Below are 20589 nucleotides of genomic sequence, written 5' to 3' on the forward strand. Positions count from 1 at the left end.
TAATGTTTTGAAGTTTTGGGCGGTTTTTTGAAATCACATTCATAGCGACAATGATTCATTAAACTATAACTTACGAATAATAAATAAACTCACTTAACAAAATAAAATTTAAATCAACTTCAAAATTATCTTAAATATTAATCTTCAAAAATAATTACAATGAAAAATATCTATTTAAAAGCAATAACATTAGCTTCATTCGCCATCTTCAATTCTAATGTGATGGCACAATCCAATCCTGCATCTCAAGACCCAAATATCAGCAGAGAAACAAGAGAATTTTTAAAAGCCCTGAACAGCGGAGAAGGAAAACCGTTGGAAACCTTAGCTCCAAAAGACGCAAGATTAGTTTTGGTAGGGGCTCAAAAATCTGTAAACTTCGATTATTCTGACATTGAAGAATCTGAAAGAACCATCACACAAGACGGACAAACGATAAAAATCCATATTGTAAAACCAAAAGGTGCAAAAGCAGGACTTCCTGTATTTATGTTCTTTCATGGTGGTGGTTGGGTGTTAGGAGATTATCCAACTCATAAAAGATTAGTTCGTGATTTAGTTGTAAACAGTGGTGCAGTGGCGGTTTTCCCAGATTATACCCCGTCTCCAGAAGCGAGATTTCCAGTTGCAATCAATCAAGCGTATGCTGCGACCAAATGGGTTTCTGAACATGGAAAAGAAATTGGTGTTGACAGTAGCAGACTTGCCGTTGCAGGAAACAGTGTAGGTGGAAATATGGCAGCTGTTGTCGCATTGATGGCGAAAGACAAAAACGGACCTAAATTAAAACAACAAGTTCTTTTGTGGCCGGTTACAGACTCAGATTTCAGCAGAGCTTCTTATACAAAATATGCTCAGGAAAGATTCTTAACAACCCCATTGATGAAATGGATGTGGGATAACTATTTACCTGATTTAAAAGAGCGAAACAACAAATACGCTTCTCCATTGAAAGCTTCTTTAGACGAATTGAAAGGTCTACCTCCTGCATTGGTTCAGGTTGCTGAAAATGATATTTTGCACGACGAAGGCGTAGCTTACGGAAGAAAACTAGATGATGCAGGAGTTCCTACAACCCTTACAGAATACAAAGGTTTTATCCACGATTACGGAATGTTGAATCCTTTAGCACATATCCCTGCAGTACAAGAATCTGTGTTAGATGCAGCGACTGCTTTGAAAAAAGCGTTATTTGCAAAATAATCTAAATACATATAAAAAGAAAAAAGACTGTTTCAAAAGCGAGACAGTCTTTTTTTATATCAAAAAAAAATTAATTATCAGTCATTGCAGAACTAACTCATTCCTATTTTTGTTTGAATATCGTTTCCAACTGGTTCAACTCATTTTGGTACTATACCAAAGTTGCTGTTTCAAAAATTTTGACGCTTTATCCAGTTGCCCTTTAGCAAGATAACTTTCTAGTTCTTCTGATTTTGTCTTTTTTCATGTGCAGGGGGGGATTCTTAATTTTATAAAAAAAGTAGGGAAAAAAAAAGGTAAAAAAAATAAACCAATTGGTTTATTTTTTTTACCTTTGTACTGTTAGAGTTAGTAGAAAATAATCAATATGAATAAGTCAGAGCGAACAAGACAGGATATTATTGAAAAAACAGCGGTTCTTTTCAATGAGCAGGGCTTTGCAGGAACATCTTATAAGGATCTTGTCAATGCAACCGGATTATCGAAAGGATGTATCTATGGACATTTTGAAAGCAAAGATGAAATTGCATTAGCTGTATTTGATTACAATATAGCCAAATTGACCAATCATTTCGGAGAGAAGATTTCAGGACTACAGAATTCCATTGACCGATTATTAGTTTACCCTACAACACTCAGAAATTTTCTGACATTACCAGCCTGGCAGGGAGGATGTCCGATCGTAAATACTTCAAGCGAGGCAGATGATACACATCCATTGCTTAAGGATAAGGCTTCAAAAGCTTTGATTTCATGGCAAAAAAAAATAGAACATGAAATTGTGCGCGGAATTGAAAGAGGAGAGATAAAATCAACAACTGATGTTACCGAAATGGCTGTGGTTATTGTGCTTATGATTGAAGGTGCGGTTATGCAGACCAAGGTAACCGGTAGACTAGCGGAACTTAACATTACCATGGGCTTCGTGGAAAAATTAATCAGAAATATAGGAGCATAATTTTTTTTAAACAAAAATAAACCAGTTGGTTTATTTTTGAAATTTCAATTTTTATACAAAACAAAAAATCAAGACAAAATGAAAATCGTACTATTAGCGGCAAGCGGACAGGCAGGACGCACCGTATTAAGTGAACTTATCAGCAGAGGACATGACGTTACGGCTGTGTTACGTGATATTGATAAATTACCCGAAAGTATAAAACGTATTCAGGATGATCTGAGCAATATCGATAAGATTGCAGAAATCATAACAGGTGCGGATGCTGTGGTCAGTGCTTTTGGCCCCGCAAAAGACCCTAGATATTTTACAGATGAGAGTTACACCGATATATTGGAGGAAGTGACCAAACGTATTATTTCGGCGGTACAGCAATCGTCTGTGAAAAGATTGATCGTTGTGGGTGGAGCTGGCTCGCTGTGGTTCTCGCCGGGCATTACTGTCCTTGATTCTGGTTATTGGCCTGAAGAATATAAGCCCATCGCCAAATCACATGTCAAAGCTTTTGCAGCCCTGAAAGAATCAGTTATCAATTGGACCTATTTCAGCCCTCCGATGCTGATCCAGCCAGGTGTTAGAACCGGTGTTTTCCGTCTGGCAGATGATAACATCATTATGGATGGAAATGGTAGAAACTGGATTTCATTCGAAGATTATGCAGTGGCTCTTGTCAATGAACTTGAAAGCCCCAAACATGAGAAAGCAAGATTCACAATAGGTTATTAATAAATAAGATCAAGAGTTTCGCTATGACATCACCTTCATAGTGAAGCTTAAGGTCAATTACCATAATAAATAATAAAATCAACAATGAGCAATATTTTAGCAACACCAGCACAAATCGGTGCTTATACATTAAGAAACAGGGTAGTAATGGCTCCTCTGACCAGAATGAGGGCGACCAGCAATTTTGAGCAGCCCGATATAGCAATTGAATATTATGGACAGCGCTCAGGTGCAGGACTTATTATTGCAGAGGCATCACAGATATCTCAGCAGGGGCAGGGGTATCCCAACACTCCAGGAATTTACAGTAGTGGGCAGATCGATGCTTACAAGAAAATAACAGATAAAGTCCATCAACAGGGTGGGACAATTTTTTTACAGTTATGGCATGTAGGAAGACTCTCTTTTAAAGACTATCAGCCCGGTAATACCCTGCCGGTTGCACCTTCGGCTCTAGCAGCGCCAGGTCATGCTTATTTACCTGATTTTTCCAGAGCAGACTACGAAGCGCCCCGAGAACTGACAGTAGCTGAAATCAAAGAGATTGTTGAAGATTACCGTAAGGCGGCAATAAATGCGAAAGCGGCCGGATTTGATGGCGTGGAACTGCACGCTGCCAACGCCTATCTACTTGAGCAATTCTTAAAGACTGTCAGCAACCAGCGAACCGATGAATACGGAGGGTCTGTAGAAAACAGGGCGAGATTATTATTCGAAGTACTTGATGTTATTTTAACGGTATGGGATAATGATAAAGTAGGGCTACGTATTTCACCTTTTAATGTCAGTGGCATTGCTCCTGAGCCTGATCCTTACAATACTTATGATTATGTTGTTAAAAAACTTGTCGATTATAAATTGGCCTACTTACATGTGATCGAAAACAAGGAGATTGACCCGGGTAACGGATCAACATTAAGTTTTGATGCGGAAAAATTATACATTAGGCACATCAGTGATTTTTACCATTTTCCTGTTATTGTTGCTGGAGGTTTCGATAAAAACAAAGCTGAGACTGTCATTGAAAAAGGATATGCCAGTGCAGTAGCTTTTGGAAAAACCTATATATCTACACCTGATCTTGCCTACAGACTCATTAATGATCTTGAGTCGAACGCATTCGACCGGTCCACTTTCTATGGCGGCGGTGCAAAAGGCTATATCGATTATCCATTTTACAAATCATAATCATATCACACTGATTAACTAAAAATACTTAATATGAACGAAATAATAAAAAAATCATCCATCAGAAGCGTCAATCCCTATACAAATGAAATTGTCAGGGAATTTACGGAAATGTCGGCGGAGGTTATCGAAGAGAAAATCATCACGGCGGAAAATACCTTTAAGGTCTGGAAGAAAACTCCTTTAAATGAAAGGGCTAAGCTTCTTCATAAAATTGCGGCCATTATGCGTGAAAAAAGAGAATCCCTTGCCAAATTGGCTACACTGGAAATGGGCAAGCTTTACCGTGAAGCCCTTGGGGAAGTAGAGTTATGCGCTAAAATTTTCGATTACTATGCAGACAACGGTGAGGAATTATTGGCTGACAAGCCGCTGGATCCTAAAATCGGAGAGGGTTATGTCAGTTATGAACCACTTGGAATCCATCTGAGTGTCCAGCCTTGGAATTTCCCATTTTATCAGCTGACCCGATCTGCTGCACCAAGTGTGATGGCAGGAAATACAGTCTTGTTGAAACATGCTTCAAATGTTCCCCAATGTGGACTTGCAATGGAAGAAATATTTCTTGAAGCTGGAGCGCCTGAAGGACTATATACAAACTTGTTTGTTCCTGGCAGAAATATCGAATCAATTGTTGCTGACGACAGAATCAAATTGGTATCCCTTACCGGAAGTGAAGCAGCCGGTGCCAGCATTGCAGCTGCCGCAGGTAAATATATCAAAAGATCAACATTGGAATTGGGCGGAAGCGATCCTCTTATCGTCCTGGATGATGCCAATCTCGATGATGCTGTAAATGCGGCTGTTTATGGAAGAATGCATAATGCCGGTCAGGTATGTATTTCTCCAAAGCGGGTTATCGTACTGCGCGAAATTGCTGAAGAGTTCGAGAAAAGGGCCAAGTCCATCTTTTCATCACTAAAAGTGGGCGATCCAATGGATGCCCAGACGCAGGTTCCTCCTTTAAGTAGTGAAAAGGCAGCTGAAGAAATATTATCACAAGTTGAAAAAGCAGTAGCCGAAGGAGCAACTTTGGTCAGTGGAGGAAAACGTATAGATCGTCCCGGAGCATTTATTGAGCCAACGTTCCTTAAAGATATCAAGCCGGGCAACAGCGCTTACACCGAAGAGATTTTTGGACCTGTGTTTATGCTGTATGTCGTAAAAGATGAAGCGGAAGCAATAGAGGTAGCTAATGCTACACCGTTTGGCCTGGGTGGCAGTATATTTTCAAACGATATTATCAGAGCCAAAAAATTAGCGAAGAGTATCGATTCAGGAATGGTTTTTATTAACAAGGTGACAGAAAGTTTACCGGAACTGCCATTTGGCGGTACGAAGAAATCAGGTTATGGTAAGGAGCTATCACCGGCAGGTATTTATGAAGTAGTCAACTCAAAGCTTGTTTATATATCGGAAAAAGGGCAATAATGAAACATTGATGAATTTGATTTTAAATGTTATTTAATAAAAAAGACTGTACATTAATACAGTCTTTTTTATCTTCAAGTCCTTATAAAGCTATTTTTAGATGTTCTGTCTAGCTAACTTTTTATTCAGGTAATTTTATCTTAAATACAGGATAGGAGAGATCTTCAGCACCTGATCCTGCCCGGTGAATATTTGAATTCGTAAAATATAAGTAGGATCCATAAATACTGAAGGTATCAGCCCATCCTACGGACTCATTCTTAACTAAAGTCTTTAGCTCTCTTTTAGGACTGATATACACGATGGCATGTTTTTCCAGATCTGCCATGTATAAATTACCTCTTTTATCTAGTATCATACCGTCAGGAGAGGGAGTTAAGGCCTCTTTTTTTACTGAACCTTCAATCTCCTGCTCAGAGCCTTCACGTAATGCCTTCGCGCTGACACTATAAAGTGTTTTCCCAGTTAGCGCATGATAGAATAGTTTGTCGCTTGTTTCATCAAGGGCAATCCCATCGGAATGGACGGGTTTGTTACCCCATTTTTTTCCGTCTATCATCAAATGGTCAGTTTCAGCAGATGTTGAATAATGCTGATCCAGAATGCGTCTGCTTGTTCTAGCTTTTCTGTCAAATATAATTATCCCAGGTTCATTGGAATCAGTCATATAAATAAATCCATTTTTATCGTCGACACGTAGGTCATTTGTGTAAGAGTTAGCTTTGAAGGATCCATCGGAAAGCTTAAGCACATCGATTAGGCTGTTTGTCTTGAGATCAAAAACAAAAATACGGGGATTGTCCACAACACCTTTCCATAAAGGATTCCTGGTATCAAGGACATAGAGTTTATTGTTTTTTGCTACTACGGACTGTACGGCAACGAAAAGAGAATCACTGATTGTCTTGCCCGGCTTCCAGCTGTTCCACCTGGCATCTGGATACGGTACAGACATTTTGTTTTCGCTAATTTCCATCACGGAGTATTTTACCGATTCTCGCCAGCGAGGAAAATTGACAAAACTCCGTCCATCTTCATTTACGCTGATTCCTGTTACCTGCTGCCCCTTGTAGTCTGTGACCTTCTCTAATTGCTGGGCATTTACAGTCAGCCCTATCATGAGCATGATAGGGAGCATTAGTCTGCTTATCATTGTGATCCTGTTTTGAGTTAAAGTTATATTTCAAGTTTAGTCTGTGCAGCCTTAATTAAACCTTCCAGCCAGTCCTGATGTCCATTGATCATCGGATTGGGTTTTTGCGCAGCCAGTTCTCTGGCAGGTTTTCCGATCTGTGATTCCTGGGTCAGGATGCGAACTCTGTCTCCGTCAAGGTCTTCGATCAGCCATGCATGGATGACGTCCAGTCTTGTTTCCTCATCACCTTCGGCCCATCCATGCCATGAAATTCTGGCAGGATTGCCATCTGCAGGTGGTACAAATTCAGTTATTTCAGCTTCTATCGGAAAGCCGAATGTTTTAAAGCGGAAACGTGAATCTGAGGTGAATTCGGGTCCTCCATTATTTTCAAATTCAATATCGGATGAATTCGCGTAGTATTTCGGCCAGGCAAAAGGATTGTTTAGATAGGGCCAGACTTCTTCTATGGTCAAACCCTTTACGATTACTTCATTTGAACAATAATTATCTGTTAGACCCGGCAAATATCCCTCAGGCCAGTTTATTGAATTTTGCATATTTTATAATTTTTATTATTAACAGCCTCCTTTAAGGCTTGATTTTTAAATTTATTAGGGGGTAGTAACAGAAGTTATACCATCAGGACGCTCCATAGGTAAACGCTTGATTTCCTTTTGTGTCAACAGGTCAATCACCGAAACATAATTGTTTGGGGTACAGGAAATAAACATCCTGTTGTTACTGTCGATATAGATTCCGGCTCCCTGTCCAACCTGCATTCTTTTTTCTAATTTTAAAGTCTTTCTGTTGTAAAATAGCAGGTCCCCAGTTTTTACACTGACGATACACACCGTTTTACCATCCTGGGTGATCTTTAGACGGGGAAGTCCCTGAACCTCTGTATGGATTTTATGTTTGAACTGTTTTTTTTCGAGGTCAACTATCACAATGGTTCCATCTGGTCTTGCTGTCCATAGCTCTTTTTCATCCCGGGAAACATCGAAGCCCTCAGCTCCAAGACCAACATCCACCAAGGTCTGCCGCCAGTCATTTCTGGGCTTTGCACCAGCAGGCAGTACACCTGTTGGCGGCATGTATGGCGGTATTTCCTTATTCTCATAGATACTCAGTGTGCCGCTTTCAACATTTGTGGTGTAGAAGGTCTTTCCGTTTTTCGTCAGGTATATGAGGTGGGTAAAATCCTGTCCCGTTCCTAAAGCTTTAACAGGTCCGTTCTGTTTGAGGTCATAGACGACTACATTTTTGGATCCCTGGGCCGTATACCAAAGTGAATCATTCCTGAAAACCAGTCCATGCGGTATGGTAAAGGGGCTCGTATTGATCGTTTGCTCAGGTTCAAGTGTTTGAAGATTGATCACGTTGATTTCGTGTCCGCCCGCATTCATAAGCGGAATTGAGTATAGGCTCTGGTACCATCGCTATTGGTTACAATTTCGTGCGGATCATCACCCACTGGAATTTTTTTGATAACCTCCAGGGTGGTATAATCCATGACCACAAGTTTCTTTTCTCCCTTTGACAGAGCCAGTATATACTGCTGCTGCGCAAAGATTGCGGTATTGAAAAAACAAAAAGCCAGTAGCAGTAAATTTTTTATATTGATCATATCTTTGGTCTTACTTTCTATCTATAAAATCACGCCATTATTTTTGAAAAGAGACTGCACATGCAGCAGGTACTCCTGCTTAAATGCTTCGACCAGTTCCGGTGAGCCATTTTTTTCCACATCGTGGAAGTGTATGCTGGGCAGTTGCTTAAGTCCGCAGAATGCGTTCATCCTGTGAAAAGGAAACAGTACACCATCATCGACGCTCCTACCTTGAAAGAATTCCTCGGGAATGGTAAAAGCATCCTCCGGGGCATTCCATGTAGTCGTCACCATATACCGTTTGTCACCAAGCAGCCCACCGGTTCCATAATTACGTGTGGGATTGTCGGCTTTTCTTCCATCACTATAATACATGCCTTTTCGATGTCCCGCAGTAAAAACCTTATCAATATATTCTTTTAATGTAAATGGAATATACATCCACCAGATGGGAAAATGATAGATAATAGTGTCAGCCCAAAGAAACTTTTCTATTTCTTCTTCGATATCATAATCTCCGTCTCCGGTTTCGGTGATTCTTAGCTCAAATCCATTTTTGGCAGTAAAGAATAATCTGTCCCAGACAGTGATCGTCTCATTTAGCTTACCACCGGAATGGGCAAATTTCATTCCTGCGTTTATTACCAGTATCTTTTGCATTACAATATGTTAAAAATCTATAGGCAAAATTATGGACAGTTTTTATTAAATAAAAATAATAGTATTTTTACATAACTATAAAAATATTTATATATGAATGCTAATTTGGAATGGTTCAGGACTTTTAAGGCTATTTATGAAACGGGAACGCTTAGCGGTGCAGCAAAGCAGCTGTTTGTATCACAGCCCGGAGTTGGGATACATCTCAATTCCCTGGAAACTTATACCGGTTATCCTTTATTTGAAAGAAAAGCCCGAAAGATGGTTCCCACGGAAAGAGGGCATTTATTGTATCAGCAGATGCAGCATTCTTTGAATGTTCTTGAAGAAATCCAGGGGCGGTTCAGACGTAAAGCCGGATCTGACCGACCTACGGTAAGTGTCGGGATGTGTGTTGAAACTTTTCAGCAGGCGCTTGAACAGCATATTCCTTATATTGACTTTAACCTGATCATGCAGTTCGGAGAGAACGAGAAGCTGACCGAACTGCTTGAGAATGGCGGCGCGGACCTTATTCTGACCACAAAGCCAAAGGAGGATAATATTTTAGAGTTTGAAGCCTTTACCACTGAAACCCTCATGGTTGTCTGCGGAAAAAATACCGATCTTTCAGGCTGGGAAACGATCGATCCGCATGACAGTGAATCGTTGAAAAACTGGTTCCAGCAGCAGATTTGGTATAACACAGCATCCGACATGAAACTTCTGAATCAGTTCTGGCAGGAAAATTTTGGCATCATGCCGGAATTTGTACCTAATTATATTGTTCCAAATAAGTTTTCGATCATCCGTTGTCTGTCAGTGGGGCAGGGCTTGGCTGTACTGCCTGATTTTATCTGCAGGGAGGCCTTTGCCAAAAACGAGGTCAAGGTTTTGTGGCGGGGGTACAATGATGTCCAAAATACCATGTATTTTGGACAGAGAAAGAATAGTCTATATGGCGATCAGATCAGATTTTTGAAAGAAAAATTAATTGCAGAATATGCGGAAACGTTGGAGCCTATATTATCTACTTATACAGTCTAATTGATAAAATTAGGTAACTACATATTTGGATGTACCAAATCAAAAATATAAAATAATATTTGTCTACAATCAATCTAGGATATATAAATCTAACAGTGAGGGTGATATTTTTAGAGAAAGTTGTATCTGGTACATTTAAGTATATTGTCACCTTTTCAAGGCAACTATATACTTGGATGTACCGAATAAAAAAATATAATATTATTTTTTAATCAATTTTACTATTTATCGAGAAGTATAATTCATTTTTCAGTGTAAAAATAAGACTGGTACCTTTAAGTATATAGTAACCATAATTTAATTAAAGCTTTTTATGAATTTTCTCGTATGGCAGAATTTTCTGAAAGACTCTTTATAAATAGCTAAACACTTTGGTGAAACTAAAGTAGGAACTGTCTTAAAATTAAAAAAGATGTAATTTAAATAATTACATCTTTTTTAATGTATAATCACATTTTCAGAAATGCTGTAAATTAATTGGGATAATCAAAGCAATTGTTTTTACCTAATTAATTCGAACGGTATTCCTAAAAAAAATAATTATGTTAGAAAATAGATGACTCCTTTTTAAGATTTCAAACATTAGATTTACTGAAAAGGTTTTAAGGATTTTCACCAGTTGCGGTTTGTGCCAATTTTGCTTCGTCAGGCATTTCTGCTAATGTTTTATCTAGGGTAAATAATGATTCATCAGAAGCTTGATCACCTCCGGCAATTTTAAGTTTGTCTATAAGATCCATTGCTAAGGTTTCTTCTTCAATTTGTTCTTTCACAAACCATTGTAAAAAGTTCCAGGTTGCCCAATCTTTTTCTGTTAAAGCTAAATCTACCAAGGCGTAAATTTTTTCTGTATTGTCAACTTCATGTTTGAATACTGAATTAAAACAATCGGATAAGCTTTTGGGATCCTTTCCGGGAGATGGAATTGCTTCAACCTTAGGTTTTCCGCCTCGATTTAGAATATATTCCATAAACTTAATAGAATGATTACGTTCTTCCTGCGCATGTCGAAACAAAAAATTTCCAATGCCGTCATAGCCTTGATCGGTTGCCCAGATTCCGTAAGATAAGTATACTCGGGATTGCAAATCTTCCACATTCATTTGCGTGGATAATGCCGTTTCTAGTTGTACTGAAATTCTTTTTGTGTTCATAATGTGGTGTATTTAAGTATATGATCATCAAAAACAAGTCCAACACCCGGTTTCAATACTTTAAAATTATTCTAAATTCCTGTATGTCCTTTATGTAAGGAAGGGTTTTACGTTTTAAGAAATTAAAAAAATAGAATCCTGAGTAAAAATATATTTTTGTGCGTTGGGAAAATAATCTTGGGTATCCAGGCCGGTAAATGTGCTGAAAGCGGGTAAAATTAGCTGATGATCAGTCACAATATAACACGGAAATTTTAATCTTTTGGTTGACGATTGTAACATAACGCCCGGATGAAGATGTCCTGAAATCACAAACTGTGACTCATCTTTCAGATTCTGATGGCTGAAAATAAATTCATTTTCCTTGTAAATCGTATGGATTTCGGAAACTCCTAACTCCAGAATATCCTTTTCTGAAATACGGTCATGATTTCCTTTTACTAAAATAACAGATAGAGTGGGAAACTGCATTTTCCAGTTTGCAAAGAGTTCAAATTCCGAATTTTTTCCTGCGTGAAGAAAATCGCCTACGATAATGATTTTTTCTGCTTTGAAATGATAAATTAAACTTGATAACCTTTTTAAATCCTGATGTATAATATCGGAGGGTAAAGCAATCCCGTTTTTTCTGAAGTGTGCTGTCTTTCCTAAGTGTAAGTCAGATAAAACCAATGCAGAAGATTCTTTCCAAAACAAAGCACGTTGATTGGTTAAAATAAAGTGGTGTTCTTTAATAGAAATAAGCTTTTCGATAATCTTCATTTCTTTCTGTTTTTCTTTTTCAAATTGGCTTCTTGCATCTTATGAATTCTTGAAGTTAAATCTTCACTGGATAAAGATTGTCTAAGGCTGTCAACTTTTATAGGAAAGCTTAAGGGAGTAAAACGGTCAGAATGAATATAAATAATTTTACTTTGATGAATTCTCTCAAATGCAGCAATCAATCGGACTTCTTCCAACTGCTGGTTGAAAACTTCTGTATAAGCTTGGCGAAGCAATAAATTTTCAGGATCATAGTCTTCCAAAACGGAGAAGATAATCCCTGAAGAGGATTGCAATGATTTATTATTGATCTGTCTTCCTGGCATGGTTTGAATAACCATTCCGGAGATCACCGCGATATCCCGGAATTTTCTTCGTGCCATTTCCGTTGAATTTACACTGCTGATCACGTCCTGCATTAAATTTTCTTTGGAAAGAATATGATGAAGCTCTTCTTCTGATAATTTGATTTCTTTATCTGAAAACAATTCAAAGCCATAATCATTCATTGCCATTGAAAAACTTATAGGATATAGTTTTGAGATCCTATAAGCCAATAAAGCAGCCATCACTTCATGTACCAAACGCCCTTCAAAAGGATAAAAGAATAAATGATAACTTTCTCTGGTTTTGATCTGCTCTACCAGAAATTCATTCTCTTTGGGAATGTGTGAATTTTCATTTTGGTTGACGAGTAAAGGATGTAAAAATTTAAGTTCCTTTTCTCTGGAATGGGGAGATAAAGATTCTGCTAATTTTTTTCTTAAAAAGAAACTGAGGTTTGATGAAAGTGGTAGTCTTCCACCCAGCCAGCTCGGGGTGATGGCTTTTCCGCTGGATAATCTGACATAGACCGTCATTTCTTTCAGCATCACATATTCTAAAATACGACCGGCCAACACAAATTTATCTCCTTTATGCAGTTTTGAAATGAAATATTCTTCAATCATTCCTATATAACCACCGGACAGAAATTTTACCCTTAACATAGAATCACTCACGATAACACCAATATTCATCCGATGAAGCATGGCAATTTTTCTTTTTTCAACGACTAGTTTTCCATCCTCTTTCTGAATCACTTTATGAAATTCTTCGTAGTTTTTTCCAGTTTTTCCGCCCTGTGTGATGAAATAAATGCACCATTTCCATTCTTCCTCTTTAAGTTCTGAAAAAGCATAAGTTCCTTTAATCACAGAAAAAAGTTCACCCGCATAAAACCCTCCTCCTAAAGCCAGAGTAACAAGAAACTGAACCAATACATCGTAGGCTAAAATGAAGGGTTCCCGTTTTTCAATCACTTTATTTTTTACGGCTTCTTTCAGTGCGGAAACTTCGATGAGCTCCAACGAATGGGTAGGAACGAAATAAATGGTAGAAGTTTCAAACGGGGAATGTCCGCTTCGTCCTGCACGCTGCATAAACCGGGCGACTCCTTTGCTGGAGCCGACCTGAATGACGGTATCCACAGGTTTAAAATCTACTCCTAAGTCTAAAGATGAGGTGGAAACCACTGCTTTTAATGCTCCGGAATTCAGATTCTCTTCTACCCATTGCCGTAAATGAGCATCAATAGAGCTGTGATGCAAAGCAATTTGTCCCGCAAAATCAGAATAAGCTTCTAATAGCAATTGATACCACATTTCAGCCTGGCTCCGTGTATTTGTAAAAACAAGGGTTGACTTTGATTTGAGAATGACTGGAACAACTTCTTGCACCAGTTTTCCTCCTAAATGTCCTGCCCATGGTAATATTTCAACTTCAGGAGGATAGATTGATAAAATATCTATTTTCTTTTGCTCCTTAGCAATTACTTTAGTTCTTTTCTTAGGATCAGGAATTAACACTTCAAGTGCTTCATCAAGATTTCCTATGGTAGCAGTAATTCCCCAGATTCTGATTTGAGGATTCCTGTATTTGAGAACGGCTAATGCCAATTCTACCATCACACCGCGTTTGGTACTCAACAATTCGTGCCATTCGTCTACTGCTATGCAGTGTACATTTTTAAAAAAACGCTGATTGTCTTTTTGAGCCATCAAAAGATGTAAACTTTCCGGAGTGACGAGCAGAATATCCGGCATGGCTTTGCTCTGACGCTGTTTTTGTTTAGCATCAGTGTCTCCGTTTCTTACTTCCACAATCCAGTCCAGGCCTATTTCATTTATAGCTTCCTGCATGGCTCTTGCCAGATCTTTTGCCAGTGAACGGAGGGGAGTGATCCAAAGCAGCTTCAATCCTGTTTTATAACGTTCAGGATGATTAAAAAAATCGATAAGAACAGCGACAAAGACGGAATAGGTTTTTCCGAATCCTGTAGGCGCAATCACCATTCCCGAATAGCCGTTGGCAAAGCGCTGCCACGTCTCTTTCTGAAAAGAAAAAGGCGACATATCTTTCTCATGCAGCCATTGCTGAATGATGCGAAAACCTTCTGACTGTTCGAATTTTGATGTCACGTAATAAGTTTTTTTATCTCTTCTATATCGTCTATTTCATCTGCTTTTTTATCTTTCCGCCACCGCAATATCCGCGGAAACCGTAAGGCTACTCCCGATTTATGACGGCTGCTGTATCCAATCCCCTCAAAAGCAATTTCAAAAACCAGCTCGGGTTTTACAGTTCGTACAGGACCAAATTTTTCCAGCACATTTTTAGAAATGAATTGGCTGACTTCCTGAATTTCTTTATCCGTTAAGCCGGAATAAGCTTTGGCGATGGTCACAAGCTTCCCTTCTTTTTTTACAGCAAAAGTGTAATCTGTATAATACGCGCTTCTTCTTCCGCTGCCTTTTTGAGCATAGATAAGAACGGCATCAATTGTTAGAGGATCGATTTTCCATTTCCACCAGTCCCCTTTTTTTCTGCCGGTGTGATAAGGGGAAGTGTAATTTTTCAGCATTAGACCCTCGCTGTTGATTTCCCTTGATTTTTCCCTGATTTCGGGAAGGGTATTCCAGTCTTTAAAAGGAATAACAGAGGAGATCATCAGCTTTTCGGAAGAATTATTTTGCAGGAGTTCTTCTAATTTTTTTCGCCTTTCAGCGAGTGGTTTTTCACGATAATCTTCTCCTTCAAACTCCAGAAGATCATAAACAAAAACTACGACAGGAATTTCTTTCATCATTTTTTTTGTTAAAGATTTCCGGTTCAGCCTTTTTTGAAGTTCATTAAAATTAAGAACCGCATTATCTTTAAAAGCCAGAATTTCACCGTCTAATACAAAGTTTCCTTGCCACGTTGAAAGTTCTGCTTCAATTTCAGGAAATTGCTGGGTAACCAATTCTTCACCACGGGACCAAATGAAGATTTCATTATTTCTTCTAATCAGCTGTCCACGGATTCCGTCCCATTTATATTCCGCCTGCCAATCACTTTCCGAACCTAAATCCTGCAGTTTTTTTTCTAATGCATAGGCGAGACAGAAAGGGTAAGGTTTTGACAAATTGGTGTTGGTATATTCCCCTTTGATTAAAGCATCGAAATCCATTTCCTGAGGATTCCAGTCGCCCATAATGCTGTGGGCAACGGCAGCGGCTTCCAAGTGATAATGTTTGGCCAGCGTATTAATAAGGGTTTTTGAAGATACACCGATTCGGAAACTTCCGCCCAGTAATTTGTTGAAAATAAAACGTTCCACCGTATCCAAGCTTTTCCACGTATCTAAAACAAATTCTTTTTTCTGTTCCTCGGAATAATCCTTTAGTGCAATAATTTTATTCATCCATTCAGAAAGTGAATATTCTGTAGTATGTTGAGGTGGTGGAAGCAACAGTGAAATGGTTTCTCCCAGATCTCCTACGGAAGAATAGCTTTCCACAAACAGCCATTCAGGAATATGGGCGGCTTCCATCGCCCATTGTTTCATGATCGTAGAGTTGATGTTCCGTTTAGGCTTTTTACCTGTAAATAATGCTAAAAACCACATTTTATCTTGTGAATCAGCTTCTTCCATAAACCTCAAAATAGCTTCCTGTTTTAGGGAAGCTTTGTTGGTGCTGTCGAGCGCATTGATTAAAGTGGCAAAATCTTTCATTCTGGTTCAAATTCTGTGGTTTCCTCATCGTTTCCATACTCGGTTTTTACTTCATCAGCGGGAATTCCTATTTCAGTTAAATATTTTGAAAAAACAGCGGTTTGTCCGTGGGTGATATGTACTTTTTCCGCTTCGGTAGCTTTAATCGCTGAAATCAAGCCGGGCCAGTCGGCATGATCGCTTATTGCAAAACCTGCATCTGCACTTCTCCAACGTCTGGCTCCACGGATCTGCATCCAGCCGGAACAAATGGCATATGCCAAATTAGGGATTTTCTTCATCGCCGGATTGTCAATAAGAGCGGGTGGAAGGATCACTATTTTGCCGTTGAGGTGTTTTTTATCTTCACGGAGATCTACTGTTTTATAATTGGGTAATTGTATTCCTACACTTTCGTAGGCTTCATTTAGTTTCGCAATAGAGTAGTGGACATGGAGCTCATCCAGTCCTTCCAAAGCTTTCATGATTCTCTGCGATTTTCCTAATGAATAACCTATAAATACAGAGGTTTTACCATTAGATTTATTTTGCTCAACCCAATTCCGCATTTGCTGTTCCTGTTCCTCGACTGGAAGCCAATTGTAGATAGGAAGTCCAAACGTGCTTTCGGAAACGAATTCGTTACATCGTACAGATTCGAAAGGGGTGGAAATTCCGTCATTCTGAATTTTATAATCACCAGAAACAACCGAAACATAACCTTTATATTCCATCCGGATCTGAGCAGAACCAATGATATGACCCGCAGGATGAAGGGATACTTTTACTCCGTTAATAGTAAGGATTTCACCATATTCCAGACTTTGACATTCAATTTCTTTTCCGATTCTGGAATGCAAAATAGGTCTGGTAAAGTGATGACACAGGTATTTTTTCATTCCGCTTCGGGCGTGATCGGCATGGCCATGGGTAATGACCGCTAAATCTACAGGCTTCCAAGGGTCAATATAAAATTTACCCGGAATACAGTAAATGCCTTTAGGAGTGAATTTTAGGAGCATTTAAAATTCTTTCTTAGATTTCTAATTTTCCTTCTATACCCCCATCTTCAATAGATTTTCCTGTAATAGCGGCAAAAATCATTTTGGACATCGCTACCAGCTTATTTTGTTTGGTTTCGTAATAGTATCCGTCATTTGGAGCTACTTTAATAACACTGATACTTGGATCATCTTTTCCGTCAAACCATGCATTGGCAAAATCAGTCCAATATTTTTCAATAAGGGCTTTGTCTTGTGATACGGTAGCTTTTCCTTTAATGAGCATGTATTCATACTTGGAATGATTCATAAAATAGAGTTCTACATCAGAATCGGAGAATATTTCATGATTTTTATCGCTGTTTACATCGCTTAAAAACCAAAGATTTCCTTCAGTATCCACTTCTTGCAAAGCCATAGGACGGCTTTTGGTGTCACCATTTACATGAGTAGAGAAAAAACAGGTTCCTGAACCTTCGGTTATGTGTTTGATTTTTTCAATTGCAACAGAACCGCTCAGATTTTCGTGGGGTGAAATTGAGTGTGACATAATAATAAAATTGTGATTAGTTCTTCCTATAAATCAACTATTATGCCTTTTGATTTTACAGGATATTGCTAAGCGAGAACTTTCTAAGTTTTTAACACATTAAAAAAGCACCGAACTTCAAATAGTCTAATGTTTCTTTTTTGCTTTTATCTTTTAATGGAAAATAGATTTTAAACAAGCGGCTTAAAATTTGCAGTTTTTTTAAAAGTTTAATCAATATAAAACAAATAGTTATGAATGTCAAACGTATTTTTGGAACTATACTAACGGTTCTTGGAATTGTTGGTTTACTTTATACCGGTTATGAATTGATTAATAAAAATTCAGAATATACCACTTTAGGGGTGGTTGGAGTTCTTGGATTGATTTTCTTTTTCTCTGGAATTAGTCTGGTGAAAAACACAAAAGATGAAGATTAATTTAGGAATAGATAAAAAGAAGACTGTAATGATTAATGAGAATATTTTAGGAATTGTTGCCGGAACTCTAACTTCCCTTTCAATGCTTCCCCAGCTTATAAAAGTAATCAGAGAAAAAAATGCCAGTGATCTATCTTGGGTCATGATTCTCGTTCTTATTTTAGGACTTTCCTTATGGGTATGGTATGGATTTCTTAAAAATGAATTACCCATTATTTTTTCAAATGCTTTTGCTGTACTGGTAAATGTGTGTCTTTTTATTTGCTATTTTATGTATAAAAATAAATAATGCGGATAAATAAACGGCAAAGTTTTTAATGGTACAATTTAATTTATTAAATCCAAGCATTTCAGTCGATCTAAAATAATCTTAACAACTGCTGAGGTTCTATTCCTATCATCATGTGATATCCATTCGAATGATTCTATTTCATTGGAAGCAGCGAGTGAACCGGAATAGTCTGCAAAATAGCATGTCATTTTAACCCAAACGTCCGTTTCCTTGCCATCAGCAGGAGCTTCAAATATACCAAAATAGCGTATGGAGTGATCTGAAATTTCGACATTCAATTCTTCCATGATTTCTCTTTTCAGGCATTCTGTATTGGATTCATAGGGTTCTCTTTTACCACCGGGCAAATAAAGATTGGTTTTCGATTTGGAAAGTGCGGTTAAAATCTTTTTTTCTGAAATGCAGATTAATGCTACTTTATCTATTATGGTATTCATGTTACTTTATATTGTTAAAATCGAATTATAAAAGAACAAATTACTTAGGTTCAAAGTAAAGAATGGTAGCACCGCCCTCAAAATTTTTAGTTTTTGTATGTTTAAGAAGCATTCTTTGATTAATGTCCTTAAATAGTGGTAAACCATTACCTGCAATGACGGGATGGATACACAATTGAAGTTCATCGATGAGACCAAGCTGAAGAAGTTGAATGATAATACTTCGGCTACCGACCAAAATATCTTTACCAGGTTGATTTTTTATGGCTACCACAGTCTCTTGAAGGGATGTTTGGGACAGAGTTGCACTATCCCATCCTGTAGTTTCCAACGAATGGGAAAAAACGAATTTCGGAATTTTATCAATGGCAACAGCAAAATCATCCATAGATTTTTCACCGCTAGGATGTTCCAACAATTCTTGCCAGTATTGCATCAGCTGATAGGTGATTCTGCCGTACAAGATTACACCTGCATTCAACAAGAGATTCTCATAATGCTGATGGATTTCTTTATCTGGTGTGATGGCTGTATGATCACAAAATCCATCTATAGTCATATTGATTGCTGCAATTACTTTTCTCATTTTTAATGATGGGCAATCTCCTTATAGGTGTACACATTATAAGGATAGATCTTTTTTGCAAGCATTTTGGAAATAACACTTGCGATTAATAAAGGAAATAATAACAAATGACCGGATGGTACAATACTGGCAATAATGAAAATAGCAGTAAAAGGCGCATGAATAGCAGCTGAAAGCATAGCAGCAGCACCAAATAATGCAAAATTTATAATAATAAGATGAGCACCAAAGTAATGGTTACAAAACTGCGCGAAAACAACTCCTAAAAAGGCTCCCGTCACAATACTGGGAGCAAAAACGCCTCCGTCACCACCGGCTCCAAGAGTGAGTGATGCTGCTAAAGGTTTAATGAAAATAAACAGCAGTAGAGGGAGAAAATAAGCCATATTTACAGAATCATGTAAACTGCTTTCCAGAATTTTGCCAAGTCCGTGATAGCTATCTCCATAAAGAGCGGGAAGGAAAAAGATAAATCCTCCAACCGTTATGGCACCTAAATTAACACGAATAAAATTATTCTTTATTGTTCCAAAAAATGTTTTGGCATAAATGACAATCTTTGTGAAGTAGAGTGCCAGAAATCCACCAATTAATCCTAATACGGCTACAAAGGGGAGAGCTTCCCAGTGCCATTCTTTTACTTCAAAAGGAAGTAGTGAACTGGAGTCAATATAATGAACAAATAGTTGAGCAATAAGCATAGAACAAATTCCACTAATCACCAGACTCTTACTATACTTACGTGCGATAACTTCAAAGGCAAATAGAAAACCACCAAGAGCACTTCCGAATAATAAGGTCACTCCGGCAATTACTCCGGCGCAGATGAGTTCCGTTTTATATGCCCATGCAGAATGCAAATGTTTATAAGCCTGATTTCCGACTGTGGCAGTTGCTACCACTGTAGATACTTCAACACCGGTAGAGCCTCCAAAAATTACAGTCAGAAAACCATTGATGTAATGGGATGGAACTTTAAAAAAGGGTAAATGATCCTTACGGGTTTCCAATGTGGTGTATATTTCTTTAATCCCTTTATTTTTTCTGTTCTGAAAGATATACTTACGTAAGAAATAAATAATCGTTATACCTATACTTGGAAAAATGATTAATAGCCTGTTGTCGAATGTGATCAGTCTTTCAAATAAATGATCCTGCACATAACCAGTTAAATGTTTGAAACTATAGGCTAATAAGCAGCAAACAATACTTACAAGAATCGAGCTTATAATGAGTTTTATATAGCTATATCGAATGATTTTTTTTCTGTGTGTACTATCTTTTTGCATCCCATTTCATTTATAATTGATACAAAGGTACGGGATATTTTAATTAGAGAACATCTGAGTAAATGGAAAAGAATTTCCCCTTTATTTGTACTGAGATTTGTTCATAATGTCTTCGGTGCAGATTTATTTTATTCCTTTTTTTGAA

Annotated in this window: 21 protein-coding genes; 8 read left to right on the plus strand and 13 right to left on the minus strand. The window is 38.0% G+C overall.

What is annotated here, in order from left to right; all coding sequences use genetic code 11:
• Positions 1-222: 222 nt before the first annotated feature.
• The 5 genes from RM51_RS10760 to RM51_RS10780 all read left to right on the plus strand — a co-directional run bounded on the left by RM51_RS10760 (position 223) and on the right by RM51_RS10780 (position 5506).
• Positions 223-1203: an alpha/beta hydrolase gene (locus RM51_RS10760; RefSeq protein WP_039369407.1), complete on the plus strand. Its 981-nt coding sequence runs from the start codon at positions 223-225 to the stop codon at positions 1201-1203.
• Between the two features lie 367 nt (positions 1204-1570).
• Positions 1571-2161 (plus strand): TetR/AcrR family transcriptional regulator, encoded by a 591-nt coding sequence (locus RM51_RS10765; RefSeq protein WP_039368938.1) that lies wholly within the window; start codon positions 1571-1573, stop codon positions 2159-2161.
• A 78-nt stretch (positions 2162-2239) separates the two neighbouring features.
• Positions 2240-2887, plus strand: coding sequence for an NAD(P)-dependent oxidoreductase (locus RM51_RS10770; RefSeq protein ID WP_039369409.1), 648 nt, complete (start codon positions 2240-2242; stop codon positions 2885-2887).
• A gap of 84 nt (positions 2888-2971) precedes the next feature.
• Entirely contained in the window at positions 2972-4075 is a 1104-nt protein-coding gene (locus RM51_RS10775) for an alkene reductase (protein WP_039368941.1), read from the plus strand.
• Between the two features lie 33 nt (positions 4076-4108).
• A complete protein-coding gene (locus RM51_RS10780; protein WP_039368945.1) occupies positions 4109-5506 on the plus strand; it encodes an NAD-dependent succinate-semialdehyde dehydrogenase in 1398 nt (465 codons plus the stop codon).
• Positions 5507-5627: 121 nt separating this feature from the next.
• Here RM51_RS10780 and RM51_RS10785 read toward each other — a convergent pair whose 3' ends face one another.
• The 4 genes from RM51_RS10785 to RM51_RS10805 form a co-directional block, all read right to left on the minus strand.
• Positions 5628-6659, minus strand: a complete 1032-nt coding sequence (locus RM51_RS10785; protein WP_052248469.1) for an L-dopachrome tautomerase-related protein — start codon at positions 6657-6659, stop codon at positions 5628-5630.
• A gap of 23 nt (positions 6660-6682) precedes the next feature.
• The gene (locus RM51_RS10790) at positions 6683-7168 is read right to left on the minus strand and encodes an SRPBCC family protein (RefSeq protein WP_228375808.1); all 486 of its coding nucleotides are present in this window, start codon (positions 7166-7168) and stop codon (positions 6683-6685) included.
• 87 nt (positions 7169-7255) lie between these two features.
• Positions 7256-8050, minus strand: coding sequence for a beta-propeller fold lactonase family protein (locus tag RM51_RS10795; RefSeq protein WP_039368969.1), 795 nt, complete (start codon positions 8048-8050; stop codon positions 7256-7258).
• 242 nt (positions 8051-8292) lie between these two features.
• Positions 8293-8913: an NAD(P)H-dependent oxidoreductase gene (locus RM51_RS10805; protein WP_039368972.1), complete on the minus strand. Its 621-nt coding sequence runs from the start codon at positions 8911-8913 to the stop codon at positions 8293-8295.
• A gap of 93 nt (positions 8914-9006) precedes the next feature.
• On the opposite strand from RM51_RS10805, the gene RM51_RS10810 reads away from it, so the two are divergent.
• A complete protein-coding gene (locus RM51_RS10810) occupies positions 9007-9939 on the plus strand; it encodes a LysR family transcriptional regulator (RefSeq protein ID WP_039368975.1) in 933 nt (310 codons plus the stop codon).
• A 602-nt stretch (positions 9940-10541) separates the two neighbouring features.
• On the opposite strand, the gene RM51_RS10815 is transcribed toward RM51_RS10810, so the two are convergent.
• The 6 genes from RM51_RS10815 to RM51_RS10840 all read right to left on the minus strand — a co-directional run bounded on the left by RM51_RS10815 (position 10542) and on the right by RM51_RS10840 (position 17421).
• Positions 10542-11093 carry a ferritin gene (locus RM51_RS10815; RefSeq protein WP_039368978.1) on the minus strand — a complete coding sequence of 184 codons (552 nt, stop codon included), beginning with the start codon at positions 11091-11093 and terminating at the stop codon, positions 10542-10544.
• Between the two features lie 114 nt (positions 11094-11207).
• Positions 11208-11855 carry a ligase-associated DNA damage response endonuclease PdeM gene (pdeM, locus tag RM51_RS10820; RefSeq protein WP_039368979.1) on the minus strand — a complete coding sequence of 216 codons (648 nt, stop codon included), beginning with the start codon at positions 11853-11855 and terminating at the stop codon, positions 11208-11210.
• On the minus strand, positions 11852-14314 hold the full coding sequence (locus RM51_RS10825; RefSeq protein ID WP_039368980.1) for a ligase-associated DNA damage response DEXH box helicase: 2463 nt from the start codon (positions 14312-14314) through the stop codon (positions 11852-11854). Before RM51_RS10825 ends, pdeM begins: the two co-directional genes overlap by 4 nt.
• Positions 14311-15891, minus strand: coding sequence for an ATP-dependent DNA ligase (locus tag RM51_RS10830; RefSeq protein WP_039368983.1), 1581 nt, complete (start codon positions 15889-15891; stop codon positions 14311-14313). Before RM51_RS10830 ends, RM51_RS10825 begins: the two co-directional genes overlap by 4 nt.
• Positions 15888-16892, minus strand: a complete 1005-nt coding sequence (locus tag RM51_RS10835; protein ID WP_039368984.1) for a ligase-associated DNA damage response exonuclease — start codon at positions 16890-16892, stop codon at positions 15888-15890. The genes RM51_RS10830 and RM51_RS10835 overlap by 4 nt, the downstream gene beginning before the upstream one ends.
• A gap of 13 nt (positions 16893-16905) precedes the next feature.
• Positions 16906-17421, minus strand: a complete 516-nt coding sequence (locus RM51_RS10840) for a pyridoxamine 5'-phosphate oxidase family protein (RefSeq protein ID WP_039368985.1) — start codon at positions 17419-17421, stop codon at positions 16906-16908.
• Between the two features lie 233 nt (positions 17422-17654).
• Here RM51_RS10840 and RM51_RS10845 point away from each other — a divergent pair, with 233 nt between their 5' ends.
• Together RM51_RS10845 and RM51_RS10850 are read left to right on the plus strand one after the other, a co-directional pair.
• A complete protein-coding gene (locus RM51_RS10845) occupies positions 17655-17840 on the plus strand; it encodes a hypothetical protein (protein ID WP_039368987.1) in 186 nt (61 codons plus the stop codon).
• A complete protein-coding gene (locus tag RM51_RS10850) occupies positions 17830-18129 on the plus strand; it encodes a SemiSWEET transporter (RefSeq protein WP_228375809.1) in 300 nt (99 codons plus the stop codon). The genes RM51_RS10845 and RM51_RS10850 overlap by 11 nt, the downstream gene beginning before the upstream one ends.
• 38 nt (positions 18130-18167) lie before the next feature.
• Here the strand turns inward: RM51_RS10850 and RM51_RS10855 are convergent, their stop codons facing one another.
• Genes RM51_RS10855 through RM51_RS10865 form a run of 3 tightly spaced genes read right to left on the minus strand, consistent with a single transcriptional unit; the run spans position 18168 to position 20444 of the window.
• Positions 18168-18569, minus strand: coding sequence for an NUDIX hydrolase (locus RM51_RS10855; protein ID WP_039368989.1), 402 nt, complete (start codon positions 18567-18569; stop codon positions 18168-18170).
• Positions 18570-18609: 40 nt separating this feature from the next.
• A complete protein-coding gene (locus tag RM51_RS10860) occupies positions 18610-19155 on the minus strand; it encodes a dihydrofolate reductase family protein (protein ID WP_039368991.1) in 546 nt (181 codons plus the stop codon).
• A 2-nt stretch (positions 19156-19157) separates the two neighbouring features.
• Complete coding sequence (locus RM51_RS10865; RefSeq protein ID WP_039368998.1) at positions 19158-20444, minus strand: chloride channel protein; 1287 nt, start codon at positions 20442-20444, stop codon at positions 19158-19160.
• Positions 20445-20589: the final 145 nt, after the last annotated feature.

It is taken from the genome of Chryseobacterium taiwanense (assembly GCF_000813825.1).
Lineage (GTDB): Bacteria > Bacteroidota > Bacteroidia > Flavobacteriales > Weeksellaceae > Chryseobacterium > Chryseobacterium taiwanense.